16 protein-coding genes are annotated in these 20,703 nt (G+C 53.2%); 9 read left to right on the forward strand and 7 right to left on the reverse strand.

What is annotated here, in order from left to right:
- Nucleotides 1-47: 47 nt before the first annotated feature.
- A complete protein-coding gene (locus J4E05_RS08730; protein ID WP_085588454.1) occupies nt 48-662 on the reverse strand; it encodes an alpha-ketoglutarate-dependent dioxygenase AlkB family protein in 615 nt (204 codons plus the stop codon).
- 657 nt (nt 663-1,319) lie between these two features.
- On the opposite strand from J4E05_RS08730, the gene J4E05_RS08735 reads away from it, so the two are divergent.
- The 5 genes from J4E05_RS08735 (at nt 1,320) to J4E05_RS08755 (ending at nt 5,555) form a co-directional block, all read left to right on the forward strand.
- Nucleotides 1,320-2,552, forward strand: a complete 1,233-nt coding sequence (locus J4E05_RS08735; RefSeq protein WP_349594352.1) for a methyl-accepting chemotaxis protein — start codon at nt 1,320-1,322, stop codon at nt 2,550-2,552.
- Nucleotides 2,553-2,739: 187 nt separating this feature from the next.
- On the forward strand, nt 2,740-3,096 hold the full coding sequence (locus J4E05_RS08740; protein WP_349594354.1) for an ArsR/SmtB family transcription factor: 357 nt from the start codon (nt 2,740-2,742) through the stop codon (nt 3,094-3,096).
- Entirely contained in the window at nt 3,093-3,506 is a 414-nt protein-coding gene (gene arsC / locus J4E05_RS08745) for an arsenate reductase (glutaredoxin) (RefSeq protein WP_349594357.1), read from the forward strand. The genes J4E05_RS08740 and arsC overlap by 4 nt, the downstream gene beginning before the upstream one ends.
- Nucleotides 3,506-4,231, forward strand: a complete 726-nt coding sequence (arsH, locus tag J4E05_RS08750; protein WP_349594360.1) for an arsenical resistance protein ArsH — start codon at nt 3,506-3,508, stop codon at nt 4,229-4,231. Before arsC ends, arsH begins: the two co-directional genes overlap by 1 nt.
- A 13-nt stretch (nt 4,232-4,244) precedes the next feature.
- Nucleotides 4,245-5,555, forward strand: a complete 1,311-nt coding sequence (locus J4E05_RS08755) for an arsenic transporter (protein WP_349594363.1) — start codon at nt 4,245-4,247, stop codon at nt 5,553-5,555.
- A gap of 20 nt (nt 5,556-5,575) precedes the next feature.
- On the opposite strand, the gene J4E05_RS08760 is transcribed toward J4E05_RS08755, so the two are convergent.
- The 4 genes from J4E05_RS08760 to J4E05_RS08775 form a co-directional block, all read right to left on the reverse strand.
- The gene (locus J4E05_RS08760; RefSeq protein ID WP_349594365.1) at nt 5,576-7,117 is read right to left on the reverse strand and encodes an efflux transporter outer membrane subunit; all 1,542 of its coding nucleotides are present in this window, start codon (nt 7,115-7,117) and stop codon (nt 5,576-5,578) included.
- Nucleotides 7,117-10,257 (reverse strand): efflux RND transporter permease subunit, encoded by a 3,141-nt coding sequence (locus J4E05_RS08765; RefSeq protein WP_349594368.1) that lies wholly within the window; start codon nt 10,255-10,257, stop codon nt 7,117-7,119. The genes J4E05_RS08760 and J4E05_RS08765 overlap by 1 nt, the downstream gene beginning before the upstream one ends.
- 1 nt (nt 10,258) lies before the next feature.
- On the reverse strand, nt 10,259-11,431 hold the full coding sequence (locus tag J4E05_RS08770; protein WP_349594370.1) for an efflux RND transporter periplasmic adaptor subunit: 1,173 nt from the start codon (nt 11,429-11,431) through the stop codon (nt 10,259-10,261).
- A 302-nt stretch (nt 11,432-11,733) separates the two neighbouring features.
- Nucleotides 11,734-14,151, reverse strand: coding sequence for a methyl-accepting chemotaxis protein (locus J4E05_RS08775; protein WP_349594373.1), 2,418 nt, complete (start codon nt 14,149-14,151; stop codon nt 11,734-11,736).
- 403 nt (nt 14,152-14,554) lie between these two features.
- On the opposite strand from J4E05_RS08775, the gene J4E05_RS08780 reads away from it, so the two are divergent.
- From J4E05_RS08780 to J4E05_RS08790, 3 genes are all read left to right on the forward strand, one after another.
- Nucleotides 14,555-15,442, forward strand: coding sequence for an AraC family transcriptional regulator (locus J4E05_RS08780; protein ID WP_349594376.1), 888 nt, complete (start codon nt 14,555-14,557; stop codon nt 15,440-15,442).
- An 88-nt stretch (nt 15,443-15,530) separates the two neighbouring features.
- Complete coding sequence (locus J4E05_RS08785) at nt 15,531-16,313, forward strand: AzlC family ABC transporter permease (protein WP_349594379.1); 783 nt, start codon at nt 15,531-15,533, stop codon at nt 16,311-16,313.
- A gap of 3 nt (nt 16,314-16,316) precedes the next feature.
- Nucleotides 16,317-16,637 carry an AzlD family protein gene (locus J4E05_RS08790; protein ID WP_349594382.1) on the forward strand — a complete coding sequence of 107 codons (321 nt, stop codon included), beginning with the start codon at nt 16,317-16,319 and terminating at the stop codon, nt 16,635-16,637.
- Nucleotides 16,638-16,931: 294 nt separating this feature from the next.
- On the opposite strand, the gene J4E05_RS08795 is transcribed toward J4E05_RS08790, so the two are convergent.
- Nucleotides 16,932-17,588, reverse strand: a complete 657-nt coding sequence (locus tag J4E05_RS08795) for a hypothetical protein (protein WP_349594385.1) — start codon at nt 17,586-17,588, stop codon at nt 16,932-16,934.
- Between the two features lie 124 nt (nt 17,589-17,712).
- Nucleotides 17,713-19,308 (reverse strand): peptide chain release factor 3, encoded by a 1,596-nt coding sequence (locus J4E05_RS08800; protein WP_349594387.1) that lies wholly within the window; start codon nt 19,306-19,308, stop codon nt 17,713-17,715.
- A gap of 616 nt (nt 19,309-19,924) precedes the next feature.
- On the opposite strand from J4E05_RS08800, the gene J4E05_RS08805 reads away from it, so the two are divergent.
- Nucleotides 19,925-20,689: a PhoH family protein gene (locus J4E05_RS08805; protein WP_085588759.1), complete on the forward strand. Its 765-nt coding sequence runs from the start codon at nt 19,925-19,927 to the stop codon at nt 20,687-20,689.
- The last annotated feature ends 14 nt before the right edge of the window (nt 20,690-20,703 follow it).

Consider the following 20,703-nt stretch of genomic DNA (forward strand, 5'->3'; position numbering starts at 1 on the left):
ATATGGCGGTGCGAGGGATATATGGCAGGGCGTCACGGCACAAGGTGTTAACTGCGACGATCGGCAACGGTTTGACGGAAGGTCAGGTTAATGCGGGGGGATACCGGACGGGCCGTTTTGGGAATTTGATGAACCCAGTGATGCTGGGTCGCACCCGCCATCACCAGCAGCGAATTATGGGGTAAATCAATATTAACCCGTTCGCCATTCGTTTTATGGCGCATGTGAAAACGCCGTTCCCCCCCAAATGACAGGCTGGCAATAACCGGGTTTTCACCCAATACATCTTCGTCATCGGCGTGCCAGGCAACGCTATCGCGCCCGTCACGATACAGGTTCAACAATACGGTATTAAAAGTATGGGCCGATTTTTCTTCCGCCAGTTGGCGCAAGGGTACCAGCACCTTGGGAAACGGCGCAGCCGGGTGATAAACACCGCTATAACGATAGGCAACCTCGCCATACCACGATGTCAGACGCGGCACCGCAACATCCCGCCCCATAATAAACGCCGTTTCCTGCTGCCAGTTCAGGGCTGCGTGCAAGCGCTCAAACACCCGGTCGGCTTCGGCGGTTGGCAACACATCGCGATACAGCCATGCCTCGCCATCACATGGCAGAATGTTTTGTGGTGGCTGGTCGGCAAACAGATCGCGTATCATCCCGTTCTTTCCTGGCTGGAATGGGCAACTTCCATAACAAAGGTTTAGGAGGTTTTGCGCGAAATTTGAAGTATTGACCTGCCATACGACCCTGCCGGGGGTGATGTCCTTCATATTGCAGCGCAATAATTTGACAATCCAGCACCGCAAAAACAATTCACCGAAACATTTCACATAACCTACCAAGACACGAGTTTTCTCCGCCCGCCATATTTATTAATGAACAAAAATCAATAAACCATTCATTATCATTATCTTATACGCAGACAGCAAAACCATTACGGCACGCTTTCGGGCTAAAACCCGTCGCAATACCGACACCGTCCATCATGCGACTCCTTATGTCGCGCCGCGAAAACGATTCGACAGGCCTGTCGTTCTTACCGTCCAAATTTACAGGCAAAATTATCGTAAAACACATACGTAAGATTATAAATACTATGCCCTAAACACAGGACACACCGCCCGTTCGGAAGGTGCTTCGCAGGCAATTTTCTTTTCCATTTGATATCGCGCCCAAAATCCCGCGACATACACATTCTGGCTACGACACTTTTCAACTTTGGATGCCAATAATGCAGGCAGGGGTTCCGGGGGAAAGTCGCCAGACAGCAAGCCATCACAATGGCTGCTGAAGGTTCTAACAGGGGGAATAAAATGTTTCTGTCGAAACGCAACCAGATCGCCGAAAACCAGGCCGCCCTTTCACAGGCGCAGGCCCTGCAGCAGGAAGAAGCGCTGCTTTACAAACACATTCTCAATGCCATTCCCAGCCGTCTGCTTGCCTGCGACCTGGATGGGGTTGTGCGTTATATGTCCTATGGTTTTGGTGAACTGATTTATTCGGGTCGTGGTGAAGCCGCCGCATCGGCCAAAGGCAAACGCATCAATGATCTGCATCGCGTTTTGGGGCAGGACAAATTTCGCAACATTGGCCGCTCGCTTAACCGTTTACCGCTGGAATACCGCGTCCGCATTGAAGAAGACACCATCCTGATAGCCATCACGGTCATGAAAAATGATGATGGCACCCCCAATGGTTATGCCCTTTCTGCCGATATCATCACCGATGAAGTCACGATGGGTAAAAGCTGCGTCGATCTTTCCAGCGAAGTCAGCAATTCGGCCGTTGCCCTTAAAAAGCTGTCGGGTGAACTTACCCAGACATCAGCAACCAGTGCGGACCTGGCCGGTTCCGTGCGCGGGGCTGCCGATAATACCGCCGTCACCGCCCAGCGTGTTGCTTCGGCCTCCGAAGAAATGACCCAGTCAATCAATGAAATTTCCAGCCAGATCGACCGTTTGACCGAAATCGCCAACCGTGCTGTCAAGGAAATGGACCATACCGGTTCGGTCATGAACCAGCTAAGCGAAGCTGTTGATGAAATTGGATCGGTTGTGAAAATCATTCAGGATATCGCCAGCCAGACCAACCTTTTGGCCCTGAATGCCACCATCGAAGCCGCCCGTGCCGGGGATGCCGGCAAAGGTTTTGCCGTGGTTGCCAACGAGGTGAAAACCCTTGCAACCCAGACCGCACGTTCCACCCAGGAAATTACCGATCGCATCAGTGCCATTCGCGACAATACCAGCCGCGTTGTCAATGAACTGGGCGATACTCGCACCGTGATCGAGGAAAACGAGGAAATCGCCGGTAATCTGGGCGCCGTTGTTGAACAGCAGCGTTCTGCGTCCCAGGAAATCACGGTTAATATTCAGGAAGTCGCCAATGGCGTGCAACTGATCTCGCGCGATCTGGGTAATCTTGATGCACTTGCCGATCAGGCATCGGATCAGGCCGGCCGTCTTGCCAGCTTCTCGTCCGATTTGTCGGGTCATTCCGAAACTCTTTATAGCCAGGTTAAGAGTTTGCTAAAGAACGCCGAGTAATCTTTCGACATCAAACTCGCCCCTATGCGAACCCCGCCAACATTTTTGTTGGCGGGGTTTGTTTTTAAATCCCGTTTCAGGTTCCAGCAAAAAAGGGCCGTGGCACCGCTGGCCCCAAACCTCCCGCCTTCCCCGATCATAAAAAAGCACCTTGCCTGTGATTTAATATGTCCATATTATTGGACATATGGACACAAACGAAATTATCGAAGCCTTTACGGCCCTGTCACAGATCACCCGGCTGGATGCCTTTCGTCTGCTGGTGCGCAATGAACCTGCCGGTCTGGCTGCGGGTGAACTGGCGCGGTTGCTTGATGTGCCCCATAACACCATGTCATCTCATCTTGGTGTGTTGTCGCGATCCGGGCTGGTCAAATCGAAACGCCAGGGGCGGTCCATCATTTACCGCGCCAGCCTAAGCCGAATGAACGACATGCTGGGTTTTATGGTCAATGATTGCTGTGCAGGCCACCCGGAACTTTGCCAGCCCCTGTTGCAGGAATTATCCCCTGCCCCTTCCTGTAAAACGGATCCGAAAACATGATCACACTGATTTATCACAACCCCGATTGCGCAACATCGCGCAACACCCTGGCCATGATGCGCCAGTCCGGGGAAGAACCCCATGTAATTGAATATTTAAAAACGCCACCGACGCGCGAAAAACTGGTGGAACTAATCACCGCCATGGACATCACCCCGCGCGATCTGTTGCGCCGCAAAGGTACCCCCTTTGACGCGCTGGGGCTTGATGATGAAGCTAAAACCGATGCCGAACTGATCGATGCGATGCTGACCCACCCCATCCTGATCAACCGGCCGATTGTGGTGACTGAAACGGGCACCCGCCTGTGCCGCCCCTCGGAACTGGTGCTGGGTCTTTTGCCCCATCCAGCCACGACATTCACCAAGGAAGACGGCGAAACCGTCACACTCAAGGCCCCGACCACATAATGTCAGACAGCGATTTAACCAACCTTCCCAACATCGAGGCCGCAAATTTGCAGCCGGTTGATTTTTCATCCCTTGCCGGGGCAGATGGCCCCCGTCATGCGCCGCGTATTCTGGTACTTTATGGCTCATTGCGTGACCGGTCCTATTCGCGACTGGTGGCCGAGGAAGCAACCCGCTTGCTGCAATGGTTTGGTTGTGACGTTAAAACCTTTAATCCCACCGGCCTGCCCCTGCCCGACGATGCAGGAACCGATCACCCCAAGGTGCATGAATTGCGCGGGCTGGCAGAATGGTCCGAAGGCATGGTCTGGGTAAGCCCGGAACGCCACGGCGCCATGACATCGGTAATGAAAGCACAAATCGACTGGATCCCGCTATCGCTGGGCGGGGTGCGCCCGACCCAGGGTAAAACCCTGGCGGTCATGCAGGTTTCGGGTGGCAGCCAAAGTTTTAACACCGTCAATCAGCTACGCATTCTTGGCCGCTGGATGCGGATGTTGACCATCCCCAATCAATCGTCCGTCCCCAAGGCATTCAATGAATTTAATGAACATGGACGGATGAAGCCTTCCCCACTTTATAACCGTATTGTCGATGTGTGCGAGGAACTGGTCAAATTCACCTGGCTCACCCGCCATCGCACGCCTTATCTGACCGACCGTTATTCCGAGCGTGTGGAAACCGCCGACGAACTTTCGCGGCGCGTCAATCAACCTTCCCTTTGATCAAGGAACAATCATGCTTGCGCTGCTGATTTTTGCGGTCACGCTTATGCTGGTGATCTGGCAACCCCGCGGCCTTGGCATCGGCTGGAGTGCGATGGCTGGTGCCATCGTAGCCCTGGCGCTGGGCGTGGTAAACTGGGGCGATGTCATCATTGTCTGGGATATCGTCTGGGATGCGACATTCACCTTTGTCGCCCTTATTATTATCTCGCTTGTTTTGGACGAAGCAGGCTTTTTTGCCTGGGCGGCCTTGCATATCGCCCGCTGGGGCAAGGGCAGCGGGCGATTGTTATTTCCATTAATTATCGTTCTGGGCGCAGCAATTTCGGCGTTTTTTGCCAATGACGGGGCGGCATTGCTGTTAACCCCGATCATGCTTGCCATTCTGACCCGGCTGGAATTTAGCGAAAAGTCCGCTCTGGCCTTCATCATCGCGACCGGTTTTGTTGCCGATTCCACCAGCCTGCCGCTGGTAATTTCCAACCTGGTCAATATCGTCAGCGCCAATTTCTTTGATGTCAGTTTTTCGCGCTATGCCCAGGTCATGGTGCCGGTCGATATTGTATCGCTGCTAGCCACCTTGCTGGTTTTATGGCTGTATTTCCGCCGCGATATTCCCCAAAACTACGCCCTGAACAGGTTGGAAGAGCCCGGCCACGCCATTCGCGATCATCAGGTTTTTTATGCGGCTTTTCCCATTATCGCAATTTTGCTGGTAGCCCTGTTTGTGACCGCACACTGGAACATCCCTATTTCGCTGATCATGGGCCTTGCCGCCCTAACCCTGATCACCATTGCCGGGCGCTGGTTAACAGGCAAACAAAAACCGGTTATTTCCCTGCCGCATGTTCTTAAAAATGCACCCTGGCAAATTGTACTGTTTTCGCTCGGTATGTATCTGGTGGTTTACGGGCTGGGTCAGGCATGGCTTACCAACCGGGCAGCAGGCGTTCTGGCAATGCTGGCAACACACGGCAACATGGTGGCCACCATCGGCACCGGCTTTGCCGCGGCCGTTTTGGCATCAATCATGAACAATTTGCCCGCCACCCTGATCGGCGCATTGGCAATTGATCAGGTTCATGTCCCGCAAATGACCCAACAGCTGATGGTTTACGCCAATGTCATTGGCAATGATCTGGGGCCAAAATTTACCCCCATCGGCAGCCTCGCAACCTTGTTATGGTTACATGTTCTGGCGGGCAAGGGCCACAAAATCAGTTGGGGCCATTATATGAAAGTGGGCGTTATCATCACAACGCCGGTGCTGTTTATTACGCTGCTGGCACTGGCAATCTGGTTACCAATGATATCCGCCCCGTAAACCCGAACGTCAATTTCACTTTACCCGGCAACATTATGTGTTGCCGAGGCAGACGCATTCGGGGTGTTCCGGGCGGCATCCGCCGTTGGCGAAACAAAAAACGGATCAAACGGCAGGCTATCACGGTTGGTTGTTTCCGCCATTTTATCCACTTCCTCGGCATCCAGCCCGACGGCGGAATAAAGATTAATGGTTTCAAGTTCCAGGCTGGTCTGGGCATCCGCCAGATCCTGTTCCGATTTGGTCAGGGTTCGCTGGGCGTCCAGCACGTCGAGAAAGTTTGACAGGCCTTGTGTATAGCGTACCCGCGATTGTTCAAACGCCTGTCGATGATGGGCGACCGCCAATATCAGGCTGTCGCGTTGTGACACCGCCCCGACATAACCAAATATTGCCGATTCAACATCGCTGATCGCAGCCAGCAAGGTTTGCCGATACTGGTAAAATGCCTGGTGGGCACGTTCCTCGGCCACGGTGATGTTGGCCTTGCGCACCCCGCCATCGTAAAGGGTGGCATCAATTACCGCACTGATCGCGGCCAGGGCCGTGCGCACGATTGGCCCGGTGCCAAAGCCTGTTGCCGCCATCGACAAACTGCCTTGCAGGGTAAGTTCCGGGTATAAATCCGCCGTTTGCACACCAATTTCGGCGGTTGCCGAAATAAGGCCCAGTTCGGCAGCACGCACATCGGGGCGACGGCGCAATAAATCGGCAGGCACACCAATCGGCGGGGCACTGTCAAATTCGGGCAAGGCATCGGCCCGGCTTAGGACATCACGGTACGTGCCGGGCTGGGCACCGGTTAAAATGGCAATGGCGTTAATCGACCGGTCGATGCTGGTTTGCAATATCGGCAAGGTCGCCTCGATATCCGCAACCTCGGCCCGGGCACGCGAAAGGTCCAAATCGGATGCCAAACCGGACTGCGCCCGCAAATCAACGATGTCACGGGTTTGTCGTTGCAAATCAAGCGAATTACGCAGCAAGATCTGGCGTTGCTGGGTGCCACGCAGCGTAATGTAATTGCGGATAATATCGGCAATGACGGTGCGATACACATCTTCGCGCAGATAAACCTGCTGCAAAATGTCGGCCTCGGCCACCTGGCCTTCGCGCGCCTGCCCGCCCCATAAATCTGCCGTCCATGACAGGTTCAAGCCTGCATTCGCGCCAAAATCATCCTGATAATTACCGTCTTCCCTGGTTGACCATTGCCTTTCGGCACTGCTCCCGCCCGATGCGGTTACCCTGGGGCCATTATCGCCGCGCACACCACGGGCAACGGCGCGGGCCTCGGCAATGCGACTGGCCGCAATTTTAAGGTCGATATTACTTTTGATCCCCTCGCTGATCAGCTGGCTTAATACCGGGTCCGACGTGCTTTCCCACCAGCGGGTCTGATCTGGTTTATGGTCGGCAATTTGCGGCACCTGCGGGCTATAGGTTGCCTTTAAATCAAACCGGGGCGCTTCATATTCCGGGCCACTGGTGACACACCCGGCAAGAATCAGAAGTGACAAGGTTAAAACCGGGCTTCGCATGAACATTGTTCGCATCCGCATCAGCCCGCACTCCCTTCATATTCATCCTTGTCGGGAATGGTTCGGGCAATACGAAGCTGATCTTCCAGTTTCTGGCTGCCATCAACACGGGCCGCCACCAGCGGGGCCAGCAACAGATACAAAACCGGCGTTAAAAACAGGGTAAATACCGTGGCAAAACCCAGCCCGCCAAAAATAACCCAGCCAATGGCGGCACGGGCTTCGGCCCCGGCACCCGTGCCCAAAACCAGCGGCAAACCACCTAACACGGTTGAAATCATGGTCATCATAATCGGCCGCAAACGGATCATGGCGGCATCATGAATGGCATCACGCACCGATTTGCCCTGATCGCGCAGCTGGTCGGCAAATTCCACCACCAGAATCCCGTTTTTCGCCATCAGCCCCACCAGCATCACAAGCCCGATCTGGCTATAGATGTTGATCGATGTATGACTGATCACGAGGGCAAAAATAGCAGCAGCCAGCCCAAACGGCACGGTTAGCACCACAACCGACGCCGACATGAAACTTTCAAACTGCGCAGCTAACACCAGCAACACGACCAGTACAGCCACCAGAAACGTAATCACAACGTCATGTGAAGTTTCGCCAAGGGCCGCCGCATCCCCCAAAAACAGCAATCCGGTGCCGGTGGGCACAACGGATTTCGCTGCATTTTCAATGTCACCCACAGCCTGTTGCAAGGTGTAACCCGGCGTCATATTGGCCGTAACGGTCACGGCACGTTGCTGCCCTTCGCGGTCCAGCTGCGACGCCACCGCTTCTTCATCCAGGTGAATAATCGACGATAGCGGCAATATCCGCCCGTTTTTACCGGGCACAAACAGGTTATCAAGGTCGGAAGGGTCGTTAATGGCCCCCGCACTGCTGCGCAATTTCACCGGCACAGTTGTGTCATCCACCGAAAGATCGGTCACTTCGTAGCCGTCAATCATGGCGCGAAGCGTGGTATCGAGACTATCGATCGACACGCCAAGATCAAAGGCGCGTTGCCGGTCGATATTCACCAATAGCTGCGGCTGTGTGGTTTGATAGCCCACCCGAATACCGGTGATATTGGGATAATTCTTTTCCAATTCCTTTTGCAGGGCCTGGGCATTGGCGGCCAGCTTGTGGTAATTCGTGCCTGTCAGGGCAAATTCCAGGCTTTCACCCGAACTGCTGCCGCGCAGCCCCAATGAATTGGGCTGATAAACAAAGGCCTGCACACCGGGCAAGGCATTTAGCTGCCCCCGGATCGATGCCGTAATTTCCTGCTGGCTGCGGTCACGTTCTTCCCACGGGGTCAGGCTGGCAATAACCAATGCGCGGTTATTATCGCGAAAACCAACAATGGTATAAATGTTCTGGGCTTCGCCACGGTTCACAATTGGCCGCAAAATGTTTTCAACCGCTTCAACCTGGCGGTCCATATAATCAATACCGACCCCGTCCGGCCCGCGCAAAGACACCAGCAACCGGCCCCGGTCTTCGTCGGGCAGCAGTTCCTGTTTAACCACTTTGAACGCCCCGATGGCCAGTACCGCGACAATGATCGATGCAATCACCGTCATGACCGGAAATTTCAACACCAGTTCGAGAATGCGTTTGTAAAGCCCACCGAAAAAATCGCCGGTCCGATCCAGTAAATGAAGTTTGCCATCGCCTTTTTTCGGGGCTTCGGGGTCAATATGTTTTAACCGTGATGCCAAAAGCGGGCATAGCGACAAGGCGACAAAGGACGAAATCGCCACCGACACCGCCAGCACAAAGCCGAATTCCCGAAACAGGCGACCCGCCGTACTGGGTAAAAACGAAATCGGCACAAACACCGACATCAATGTAAGGGTGGTCGCGATAACAGCGAAAAACACCTGCCGTGTGCCCAACACCGCCGCAGCCAGTGAACCTAACCCCTGATGCCGCCGCCGCTGGATATTTTCCAGCACCACAATCGCATCATCCACGATCATGCCGGTGGATAAAACCAATGCCAGCAAGGTTAGAATATTGATCGAAAACCCCAGCATCCAGACCGCTGCCACCGTTCCAATCAACGCGATGGGAATGGTCACGGTTGGAATGAGTGTTGCGGTAAAGGACCGTAAAAACAGATACAAAACCCCGATCACGATCACAACCGCCAGCACAAGGCTGCGGATCACTTCCCACAGTGCCCCTTCGATAAAAACCGCATCGTCGGAATTAACCAGCACCTTAACCCCGTCAAGCTGGGTATTGAGCTTTTCGGCAGTCGCGCGCACGCCCTTGGAAATTGAAATGGTATTCGATTGCGCCTGGCGCACAATACCAAGGCCAATCACCGCCCGGCCATCAAGCCGGACATAGGATGTGGCGTCATCAGGGCCATAATAAATATCGGCCACATCGCCCAAACGCACACCGTCGCGCACGAATATGGCCTTGATGTCTTCGGGTTTCCAGACCGATGCATTGGCACGCACAAACAGGTTCTGGTCGCTGGAATCAAAACTGCCTGCCGGAATGTCGAACTTCGCGGTTTCAAGAACGCTGGCAATATCGTCAATCGAAAAGCCGTGGCTGGCAAGGCGCAGCGGGTCCACCCGCACATGCAGCACTTTTTCGCGGTCGCCGTTTTCGTTGACCTCGGCCACCCCGGGTACCGATAACAGGGCCGGTATCACCTGGTCTTCGACCACATTTGCCAGTTCATCCTCGGTCAAACGGCTGCTGACTACAGCCAGCCGCATGATCGGGCTGGCATCTGAATCGGCCTTGACCACACGAATATCGTCAACCTCGTCGGGCAGGCTGCGCTGCGCCCGGCTTACGGCCTCGCGAATGTCATTGGCAGCATCGTTAATTTCAACATCAGGTGAAAATTCAATGCGAACCCGCGACCTGCCCTCTTCGCTGGTCGAACTGATATCCTGCACACCGCTCACCCGCGATGCTGCCCCCTCTATCACGCTGGTAACTTCGGTATCCACCGTTTCGGGCGATGCCCCTGTATAGGTTGCCGATATGGTAACAACCGGCCGGTCGACATCGGGCAGCTCCCGAATTTCAACGCCGGTCATGGCGGCCAGGCCCGCCAGAATGATCAACAACGAAATAACAACAATCAGGATCGGTCGTCGGACACTCAGCGACGCAATATCGTTATTTTCCGACATATCAGGAGCCCCCGTCTGAAGACTCGTTTCGTTGTGCAATGCCCGGCTGTTCATCCCCGCGAATGGTGGCGGCAACATCGCGCCCCGGCCGCAGGCGCTGAACGCCTTCCACCACAATCAGGTCGCCTTCTGCAACGGGGCCATCAAGCAATATGTGGCCATTGGTACGCTTCACCACGCGTACCGGCACCCGATTGGCTTTTCCATTTTCGATCCGCCAGACATAGGTGCCGCCATCGCCCCACAAAACCGAAATTTCAGGAACGGATGGATAAGACTTACCGGCAATATCAATATAAACGGCAAAAGACATGCCCGAGCGTAACCGCCCACTGGGGTTGGGGATGCGGGCACGTACGCTAAAGGTCCGGCTTTCGGGGTCCACCCGGCTGCCAATGGCATCTACCACACCTTCAAATTTCTCGCCGGGCAGGCTCCATGTTTCCACGCGCAGGGACTGGCCCGGTTGCACATCGCGAAACCGGGTTTCTGAAACCTCAAAATCCACCAGCACGCTTTCAACGTTATCAAGCGTGGCAATCATGGTGCCTGTATCGATCCGGTCACCGGCTTCGACGGCAGGAATACCCATCATCCCGTCAAACGGGGCCAAAACAGTGCGATCATCCAGATCGACCCCGGCCTGATCCAGGCGAATGCGCGCCTCGGCCAGAGCGGTGCGGGCTTCGTCAACTTCACTATCGGAGACAGCCCCCTTGGGACGGGCTTTTTCGTAACGATCCAGCATCTGTTTGGCATCCCGCACCTGAACAGCAGCAAGGTCACGCGCCAGTTTTTCCCGTGCGGAATCAAGGATCAGCAACACCTGTCCGCGTTTCACCTGGTCGCCTGCATGAACCAGAACGTCTTTAACCTCGCCTGCGACGGGCGGGTAAAGCTGCACCCCCATGGCAGACCGGCCCGTACCCACGGCTTCGACCACCGTATTATCAGCAGTTAAAACAGCATGTTCGGCGATAACAGGCAAAGCCGGGCCCGATGACGCCGGTTTGGCAGGGCTGCCCGCCCCAGTACCACTACCGGCTTCGTTTTGAACAATAATCGGTCCATCACCAGACAGGAACGGCAGTTTGCCATCGCGATAGGCAATCAAGCCACCGCCAATGGCCACCGCCACCACCAAAATCACAATCAGCCTAACCATTCGTGACATCGAATGTCCCGTCCCCTGAATTCAAATCGAGAAAAGCCCCTCAACAGGTTTGAAAGAAATTAAAAACCCGTTGCCCGGTTTTTGAAAACCGCCCTTGGAATTACACTGCCACCCACTGCAAAAATGTACGAGTGTAAAATTGTACGTCATTGTATCAAACTGTACGGTCCAATGCGGCCCCACCATGACGTATATGTCCAAACGCTGCACAATCACCCGTTTGGCATAAAAACAGCCGGGCGACGAACATATCGTCACCCGGCCTGCCATCATTTCAAACTCGTCAAAGGCACCGTTCGGCGTTATCCGGCAATCAGCCGGGAATCGGCATATAAATCATTGGCGACTTCGGCACGAAGCCGGTCTGCATCGTCCACGATAACATTGGCGTCGGTCAGGTGTTTTTGCCACATACGGGCAACAAACATCACCAGATCGCCGCGCTGCTCCAGCGGGTCGATAAATTTCAACCGCATTTTCGGTGCATCAAGGCCCCTGCGGCTCATGACTTCAACGTTATAGCGCCCTTTAAGACCGGCAATTTCAACCACCATTTTGCGTCCCCGTTCCCAGTCCTGCGACGGGGTAACCGAAATCCCCCCAATCGACAGGTCATACAGGCTGGTTTGTGTCATTTTGCCCTGATCATGAAACGTCACGCGAATATCACGCCCTGCCATAACGCGCGGGTCCTTGCCATCGCCATCATCTTTTTCGGCAGCATCGCGCACCGCCCGGTTCAACGACAGGGTAAGTTCGCTTACATGGGCGGTTACATCTTCGGCGTGTCCGGTTAAATCCAGGCTCAGGCTGCGGGTATGGTCAATATCGCGCGATACTTCCAAAATCGCATCACCCACATTTTTTGCCGCATCACTGGCCGCCCGAATGGCAATTGAAATTTCTTCTGTCTCGCGGCGCTGCTGTTTCACATCCCCGGCAACTTCATCTGAAATTGCCATCATGTCGCGCACGGTAACACCCACATTTTCCATCGCTGCAACACAACGGTCGGTCACATTGCCCATGGCCCCAACATGGGTGGTAATCTGCTCGGTCGCTTCGGCAGTTTGACCGGCCAGGTTTTTAACCTCGGCCGCCACAACGGCAAATCCACGCCCGGCTTCACCCGCCCGTGCGGCCTCGATGGTGGCATTCATTGCCAGCATGTTGGTCTGGGCGGCAATACCCCGAATCAGGTCCACCATCTGTTCAATACTGCTGGCAACCGTGCGCAAATCATCAACGGCAGCGGCCGATTCACGCGTACTATCCACAGCCGATTGCGCGATGGTGCGCTGGCGGTCCACCCGCCCGGCGATGGACCCGATGGCACCGGACAACCGGGTTGCCGCATCACTAATCGACTGGGCATGTTCCCGGCTTTGATCGGCAGCGGATGTTGCGGCCTCGGTTTGGCCGTTTACCCGGTCGGCGGCGGCGGAAACTTCGTTTACGGCATCGCGCATCCGGTTTACCTGGCGCGAAACCGATTCAACCAGCCCCGATGTTTCACCCTCAATGGTTTCGGCCATGCCGCCCAGCGATGCCCGGCGTTTTTCTTCTTCCTGGCGTTGCAATTCAATGCGGTCTTCGGCCATGGTTTCAATTTTCAGGGCGTTATCGCGAAAAATTGAAACGGTGCGTGCCATGACACCAAATTCATCACGGCGGGCAATGTCGGCAAGGTCAATATTGGTATCGTTGGTGGCAAGGCGGGACATATCGCCATTCACCCGGCGCAGAGGGCGCAAAATGCTGGTTGCGGTTCCTGCTGCCAGTAAAATGGCAATCAACGCCCCAACCATCGCCACTACCATATTGGTCATGGCCGAGCTTTCGGATTTGCCGTGAACCGCTTCTACCAGTTCATTCTGTCCGGCAATCGCTTCCGCACGGATTTGGCCGGTAATTTTTTGTACTTCGCGCACAGCCGCCTTAAAATCATTCATCGACTGGCTAAATCCGCTAAACGATCCTTCCAGCTGGTTTGCCCCCTGTTTTAACAAATCATTGTCGCGCGTAGCGTATGAAAACAGCTTTTTATCCGCGCGCTTTAACGACCCCATCGCCGTTTTGATTTCCTCGTGCAAATCGGTCAGTGACGACGTGGCATTACGGGCTGTTTCAAGGGCCGCGGGCGTATGAACAATGGCGTATTCCAGATTGCTCACAATTGCGCTTAAATTATCCTTCGACAGGCGATCACCATATTTTTCGGCAATTTCAGGATCACGCTTATTGATAAACGACACCAGATCCGACGATGAACCGCCCATCTGGTTGGCACCCAGCAAAATGGTATCTGCCGATGCCGTCATGTTTTCGGCACGCAATACCAGCGGCTCCAGCGTGGCAATATATTTTTCCGCCAGCACCTTCAGGTCATTGGCCTTGTCATCATCCCCAATCGCAATAAGGGCGCTGGTCAGGTCTTCGCGGCTGGAAATTGCGTTGTCCTGAATGGTGGCAATCTCGCTGCGAACTTCAGGATCCACCGTTTGCGCATACAGCAATACCTGGTTTGAAAGCCGTTCCAGCTTCAGGGCGTAATCATTGGCCAGGCCGACCAGTTCTGTTCGCTTGGCAATGCGGTCGGCATCACCGGCAAACCCCAGCAAGTACCATGACGACAGCGCACTTAACCCCAGCAGCATCAACACCAGAATTAAAAAACCTGCATAAATGCGATGGCTAATGCGAATACGGTCAAACAACATGACGTCTCCGAAGGTTCGGTAAAAAAACGTTCAGGTTGTTGACTTACAGCCAAACCGGCGCCGTTTTTGTAACACTTCCATGAAGATCATGTTTCAGCCGCTTTATGACCGGAACGACCAGCTAAAAAACATCAAACGAACTTTTTTCCGCATAAATACGCATCAAACGAACCTATTCTTCCGGGCAGGAATAATATTTTCCGCATCCGCGCTTTAAACTTCAGGCGAATCGTAAGTTTACGTGCATTCATATGGAATTTCCCGGCAACGAAAGCCTGCCTGATACCGGTGCTATCACGCCGAACCGGTTTTCAAATACAGCGCATTTCATGTTTCATCGGTGAAATTGTATCGCATCAATATAGTGCAAGCTGACACCCGAAAACCGCGTTATACTTGCCCCATGACCCGTTCAAACCAACCGCGCAGTGCCGCCCGGCACCGATCAGAAAACCCGCGTGATTATACACGCGAACATGCGCGCCACTGGCGGGCAGCGGATGGTATTGACCTGTTTGAAGCCGACTATAAACGCTTTACCTTTCCCAAACACAGCCACGATTATTACGCCTTTGGCACGATCCTGAACGGGGCCGAAAAGTTTCTGACACGCGGCACCAGCCATGTTGCACGGCGGGGTCAGTTGTTATTGATGAACCCGATGCAGGTACATGATGGCGGCCCGGCCTGTGATGAAGGTTATCATTACCAAATCATGTTTATTGCCCCGCAAATCTTTGCCGGTCTGGTCGATGAAATATCACCCAAAAGCAAGGGCCTGCCGTTTTTCAGCCAGCATGTCATCGACGATCCGGCCCTGCATTTGCAGTTGCAAAAACTGCACCGCATGTTTCTGCCCGAAACCCGGCATTTAACCAGCACCCTCGAACGCGACAGCCAGCTTTTATACAGCGCTGCCCGCCTGGCCCTGCGCCATGCCGATGCCCCGCCGTTTGACTTTCAACCCGGTGCCGAAGACAGACGCATTCGCACGGTCATTGATTATATGATGGCCCATCAAGAAGAAAACATATCGCTGGAAACACTGGCGACACTTACCGGATTAAGCCGTTTTCATTTATTGCGCGTTTTTCGCGATGCCACCGGTTTACCGCCGCATACTTACCTTAACCACATGCGCCTGCGCCGGGCCAAACGCATGTTATTTGATGGTCACAGCATTGCCGATACCGCCGCGGCCACCGGTTTTTCCGATCAAAGCCATTTAAGCCGGCATTTCAAAATCATGTGGGGGGTTAGCCCCGGTATTTTTATCGCCAATCGTCGATAACAGCAATTTCGTTCAATATCAGAACGGGCGAAGGCGGGCATAAATCATTCCAATGATAAATGCCTTTAAGAAATGTCGGGAAAACGTCATGTCATCCGCTCCGCATTTTACCGCTGCCTCCCTTCGGCGCGGTGCCATTGCCTGTCTGCCGCTGTTGCCAAGCACGCTTATTTTTGGCGCGGTTCTGGGGGTGCTTGCCACCCAGCGCGGCCTAAGCCTCGGTGAACTGTTATTCATGAGCCTGACCGTCTTTGCCGGTTCGGCACAGTTCGTATCAGTCGATTTGTGGCGTGAAACCATTCCCTCGCTCACCATCATTGTCGCCACCATTGTCATTAATCTGCGCTATGTGCTGATCGGGGCGTCCCTTCGTCCGGTTTTTCGGGGTCGCCCGTTATGGGTTAAAATTTGCGGGATGCATATGGTGGCCGATGAAAACTGGGCCATGACCATGGCACAGGAAGAAACGCCAATACCGGGTTTCCTTTTGGGCGGCGGCATTTTTCTTGCCATTGTCTGGGGGACGGGCAACACAATGGGCTATTTGCTGGCGGGTGGTATTCCCGACCCCAATGTCTATGCGCTTGATTTTGCCTTTACCGCCATTTTTGCCGCACTGACGGTAGGCATGTGGAAAGGTCAGGCCGACCTGCTGCCCTGGATCGCAGCCGCCATTGGCTCGATCGTTGGTCATTACCTGTTGCCTGGCACATGGTCCATTCTGGCAGGTGCAGGGGCCGGTGTAGTGGTTTCTGCATTAACATGGAAAGGCGACACACCGGGCAACCAGAATAACGATGCAACACGCCCGCAAACCGACCTTAGCCCCACTGATGGTCCCTATTCCCCTTCCCCGCGCGCCGGAGAATAACCCATGACCGATTTCATGACCTTCACCCCCGAAGCCATCCTGACCATTCTGGGCATGGCTGTTGTGACCTATGGCATGCGTCTGGGCGGGCTTTTAATGGCAGACCGTTTGCCACAAACCGGGCGCTGGGCCCATGTGCTTGAACGTCTGCCCGGTGCGGTTTTAATTTCGGTCTGGGTGCCAAGTGCTCTTTCTGCCGGGGTGATTGGCATGACCGGGGCAGCAGCAACCCTGATCGCCATGGTCGCCACCCGCAACCTTTTTGCCGCCATGATTGCGGGTATGGGCCTGGTGGCCCTTGGCCGCTATTTTATCGGATCATAATGATAAATATCTCCGAAATTGAATCAATTCACCATGCGCTATATTTAATGCTGAAAAACAGAGAAAAATATTATAAACTATAACAATTAAAATTCACGGAATTCAAAACTCACTTAGCATGGAGCTTACACATGACCAAAGACCTCGGACATAAAGGTTATCGTCCATCTACTGTTAATGATGGCGTACGTCCGTCACCAACGTCTCAATCCCCCTCACAACGCGGAATTACTCCAACCCAAACATCTGGAAACAGTCAAACTAGCACCCCAACTCCTAACAATGGAACTCCGCCTAAGTAGCTTTGACTGCGCGAACCTCAACGCGAGATATTTCAGATACAGGTATCCACTGTATTTTCACTCCCCATGGATCTTCAACATGAAGATCCTCAACTTTCACCCATTCTCCAGATTCTTCTGTTCGAATTCTATTGGCAATAAAATAAACATCACCCTCCGCACAAGTATAGTGAGAATAAAGCCCTATTTTCATCCATTCTTCCTTTGAAAAATACGACGTGTCATCACATTTAAGTGAAACACCGTTCTTCATATGAACAGTTATCTGGCTTAAAGAAACTTGAGGATTATTAAACAACTGCATCCAAGGAGATGAATTATTATCTTCATTGGTAACTTTGATTTTATACAAAAATTTGTGAAATCTTGTGTGCCCAAATAGACGCCATAACAAACCCAACACAATCGCTATCGGCGTACTTATCAGCGCAAAAACATAGCTTTGAAGAACAAAATTTAAGTCAAAAAAGGCATAAACCATGCCAAACACAATCAAATAAGAAAAAAATGAGAAAACTAAACTTCCATAGAAAACATTGATCGGCGACAAATTATTCCAAGACTTATCTATGAAGTAAATTCTAAACCCCAAGTATCCAGGAAATAAAAATGAAAGAATAGAAAACGCCTCATTCGTGAACTGAAACACAGCATTCAGCCTTTCAACTTGAAAAAATTCAAACTAAAACTTAGCACAAACTATAAAATATACTAACAAAAAACCCGCTAGCCTTATAAAGCTAACGGGTTTTTAATAGAAACATCCAAAACTCTTAGGTCAAAACCATATTCTGTTCGCGGGTAGCTTCAAATTTGCATTTCGGCCAGTCGCGCTGCGCTGTTTCCAGATGCCAGGCATTGCGGGCAATGAACACCAGGGTTTTGTCATGGTCTTCAAACAAGGCCGACTGGTTGGTATCGCGGAACTTTTTAAGTTCGATCGGGTCATCACACATCACCCAGCGTGCGGCATAGGCTGGTGTCTGTTCAAAATGAACCTTGATGCCATATTCCGCAGCAATGCGTTCCTTTAACACTTCAAACTGAAGCTGACCGACCACACCGACAATCCAGTCCGCCCCCATCATGGGTTTGAACACCTGTGAAGCACCTTCTTCGGCCAGTTGTTCCAACGCACGCTGAAGATGTTTGCCCTTTAACGGGTCATCCAGACGCACTTTTTGCAACAATTCAGGCGCAAAGGCCGGCACACCGCGGAAGCGCAAGTCTTCGCCTTCGGTCAGGGTATCGCCAATGCGCAGCGTACCGTGGTTGGGAATACCGATAATATCACCCGGCCAGGCTTCCTCGGCAATGTCGCGTTCATTGGCAAAAAACAGCATCGGGTTATGCACCGCCATTTGTTTGCCCGCACGCACATGTTTTAATTTCATGCCGCGTTTGAAATGCCCCGAACACAACCGGATAAAGGCAATACGGTCACGGTGGTTCGGGTCGATATTGGCCTGCACTTTAAATACAAAGCCCGAAACCTTGGTTTCGTCAGCCTTGACCGTGCGGGTTGCGGCTTCTTGCGGGCGCGGGGTGGGTGCATTTTCGGCAATGCCACGCAACAATTCACGCACACCGAAATTGTTAATGGCAGAACCGAAAAACACCGGGGTCAAATGGCCTTCGCGATACGATTCAATGTCGAATGGCGGGCACATTTCGCGCACCATTTCCACATCTTCACGCAACTGCGCAACCAGATAATCCGGCACCAGCTCGTCCAGTTTCGGGTCATGCAGACCTTTAATCTGAATGGCTTCCTTAACAACCTTGCCGCCCTTTTCCATGAACAGGATCTGGTCGTTGATCAGGTCATAACAGCCATGAAAATCACGGCCCGACCCAATCGGCCAGGTTACCGGCGTCACATCCAGCGCCAGATCCTGTTCGATCTGGTCCATCAGTTCAAAGAAATCCCGCGTTTCGCGGTCCAGCTTGTTCACAAACGTCGTGATCGGCACATCACGCAGGCGGCAAACCTCAAACAGCTTGCGTGTCTGGGCTTCGATGCCCTTGGCGGCGTCAATCACCATCACCGCACTGTCAACGGCGGTCAGAACCCGATAGGTATCTTCGGAAAAATCTTCGTGGCCTGGCGTATCAAGCAGGTTGAAGATGTTATCTTCAAACTCGAACGTCATCACCGCCGAGGATACCGAAATACCACGGTCCTGTTCGATTTTCATAAAGTCCGAACGCGCCCCGCGCTGTTCTTTCTTTGCCTTGACAGCACCGGCCATCTGAATGGCACCGCCGAACAGCAACAGCTTTTCCGTCAGCGTGGTTTTACCCGCATCGGGGTGCGAGATGATGGCAAAGGTCCGGCGGCGCGAGACCTGATGGTCGATCGACGACATGGTGGTTCCAATAATCCTGAGACATTCAATTGCGGCGCACTGTACTGATTTTTAGCCATGATACCACAATGAAATCGTCATATCGGGCATGATGCGCGCCATTCAGGGGCAAAAACACACCCTGCCGCCGCTATGCCAACAACGACACGGCCCGACCCCGCCATAAAAGCAGTCAAATTTTACCGCCCGTTCCGACAAATCACTGTTTTTATGCCGCAGCGAAGCAATTTTTTTGTTCGCAGCTGCAAGATAAACATTTGAAAACAGACCGTTTGCGAATTCATTCAAATTTAACAATGCAAAAAAGGATGACAAGCCCCGACATGCAGGCGTAGGATTCTGGTGTTCGGTCAGGAGCCGAACTCAAAAGGGGACAAACGAGTGCCGCAAAACAGCGTCTCACATCGTATCTTTTCTCCCCCCGGATCGCAGATGCGAAATGCATTAGGGTCCGGCACCTTTCCTAGCCGTCCTCTTATTTACAAGATGAAGAATGTTCGCGCGCTTTTCCAACACTGGAATGGCGCGTTTTGCTTTTTTGCACAACGTAAGTCGAACGCCGGCGAAATTTCATGTGTTTTGGCCGGCTTTGACTTCAAATCGCGAGGTGATCATCATGGGTAAGCGCGCAGCACGCCGTCGGAGCCATCCGCAACAGTCAGATGGCAACATCCACGAACTGTTCGACGAGAACAAATCGACCTGGGACCCCTTGGCAGAGCAGGGCCAGACTGTGCCCCCAACACATCGCGATCAAAGTTTCCGCCGCCATATCCGGCCAAAAAGCGAAAATCAGGCAGCCCTGATGGAAGCAATCGATAATTTCAACCTGGTCCTTGCCCTTGGCCCGGCGGGTACCGGTAAAACCTATATTGCCGTTGCCAAAGCCGTCGAAGCCCTTGATGCCGGGGACATTGGCCGTATTGTCCTGGCCCGCCCGGCTGTTGAAGCAGGCGAAAATATCGGTTTTCTTCCCGGCGATGTCGAAGCCAAAATGGCCCCCTACCTTCGCCCGCTATACGATGCCCTGAACGACCGGTTGGGCAACAAACGCCTGCGGACCTACTTATCGGATGGCACCATTGAAATTGCCCCCATCGGCTATATGCGGGGCCGCACGCTCAACAACGCCTTTGTCGTCATCGACGAAGCCCAAAACTGCACCTATGGCCAGCTTAAGATGCTGGTCACCCGTTTGGGCTGGAACTCCACCATGATTTTGACCGGCGACCCCGACCAAACCGACCTTCTGCCAGAACTGTCGGGCCTTTCGGAAATGGCAGATCGTCTGCAACATGTCGAAGATATTGCCTGTGTTCAGCTGCGCGACAAGGATATTGTTCGCCACCCGCTGGTCGCCAGCATGTTGACGGTGCTGTAATTTTCCGATCATAA

Origin of the sequence: Thalassospira sp. NFXS8, from assembly GCF_040148805.1 — a bacterium.
GTDB lineage: Bacteria > Pseudomonadota > Alphaproteobacteria > Rhodospirillales > Thalassospiraceae > Thalassospira.

Bases quoted from the DNA above. Each gene is read 5' to 3' on its own strand.
- J4E05_RS08770 (WP_349594370.1), bottom strand. From the start codon at position 11,431: ATGTCACGAATGGTTAGGCTGATTGTGATTTTGGTGGTGGCGGTGGCC.
- J4E05_RS08785 (WP_349594379.1), top strand. From the start codon at position 15,531: ATGTCATCCGCTCCGCATTTTACCGCTGCCTCCCTTCGGCGCGGTGCC.
- J4E05_RS08805 (WP_085588759.1), top strand. From the start codon at position 19,925: ATGGGTAAGCGCGCAGCACGCCGTCGGAGCCATCCGCAACAGTCAGAT.
- J4E05_RS08755 (WP_349594363.1), top strand. From the start codon at position 4,245: ATGCTTGCGCTGCTGATTTTTGCGGTCACGCTTATGCTGGTGATCTGG.
- J4E05_RS08800 (WP_349594387.1), bottom strand. From the start codon at position 19,308: ATGTCGTCGATCGACCATCAGGTCTCGCGCCGCCGGACCTTTGCCATC.
- J4E05_RS08730 (WP_085588454.1), bottom strand. From the start codon at position 662: ATGATACGCGATCTGTTTGCCGACCAGCCACCACAAAACATTCTGCCA.
- J4E05_RS08790 (WP_349594382.1), top strand. From the start codon at position 16,317: ATGACCGATTTCATGACCTTCACCCCCGAAGCCATCCTGACCATTCTG.
- J4E05_RS08760 (WP_349594365.1), bottom strand. From the start codon at position 7,117: ATGCGGATGCGAACAATGTTCATGCGAAGCCCGGTTTTAACCTTGTCA.
- J4E05_RS08780 (WP_349594376.1), top strand. From the start codon at position 14,555: ATGACCCGTTCAAACCAACCGCGCAGTGCCGCCCGGCACCGATCAGAA.
- J4E05_RS08775 (WP_349594373.1), bottom strand. From the start codon at position 14,151: ATGTTGTTTGACCGTATTCGCATTAGCCATCGCATTTATGCAGGTTTT.
- arsH (WP_349594360.1), top strand. From the start codon at position 3,506: ATGTCAGACAGCGATTTAACCAACCTTCCCAACATCGAGGCCGCAAAT.
- J4E05_RS08735 (WP_349594352.1), top strand. From the start codon at position 1,320: ATGTTTCTGTCGAAACGCAACCAGATCGCCGAAAACCAGGCCGCCCTT.
- J4E05_RS08740 (WP_349594354.1), top strand. From the start codon at position 2,740: ATGGACACAAACGAAATTATCGAAGCCTTTACGGCCCTGTCACAGATC.
- J4E05_RS08765 (WP_349594368.1), bottom strand. From the start codon at position 10,257: ATGTCGGAAAATAACGATATTGCGTCGCTGAGTGTCCGACGACCGATC.
- arsC (WP_349594357.1), top strand. From the start codon at position 3,093: ATGATCACACTGATTTATCACAACCCCGATTGCGCAACATCGCGCAAC.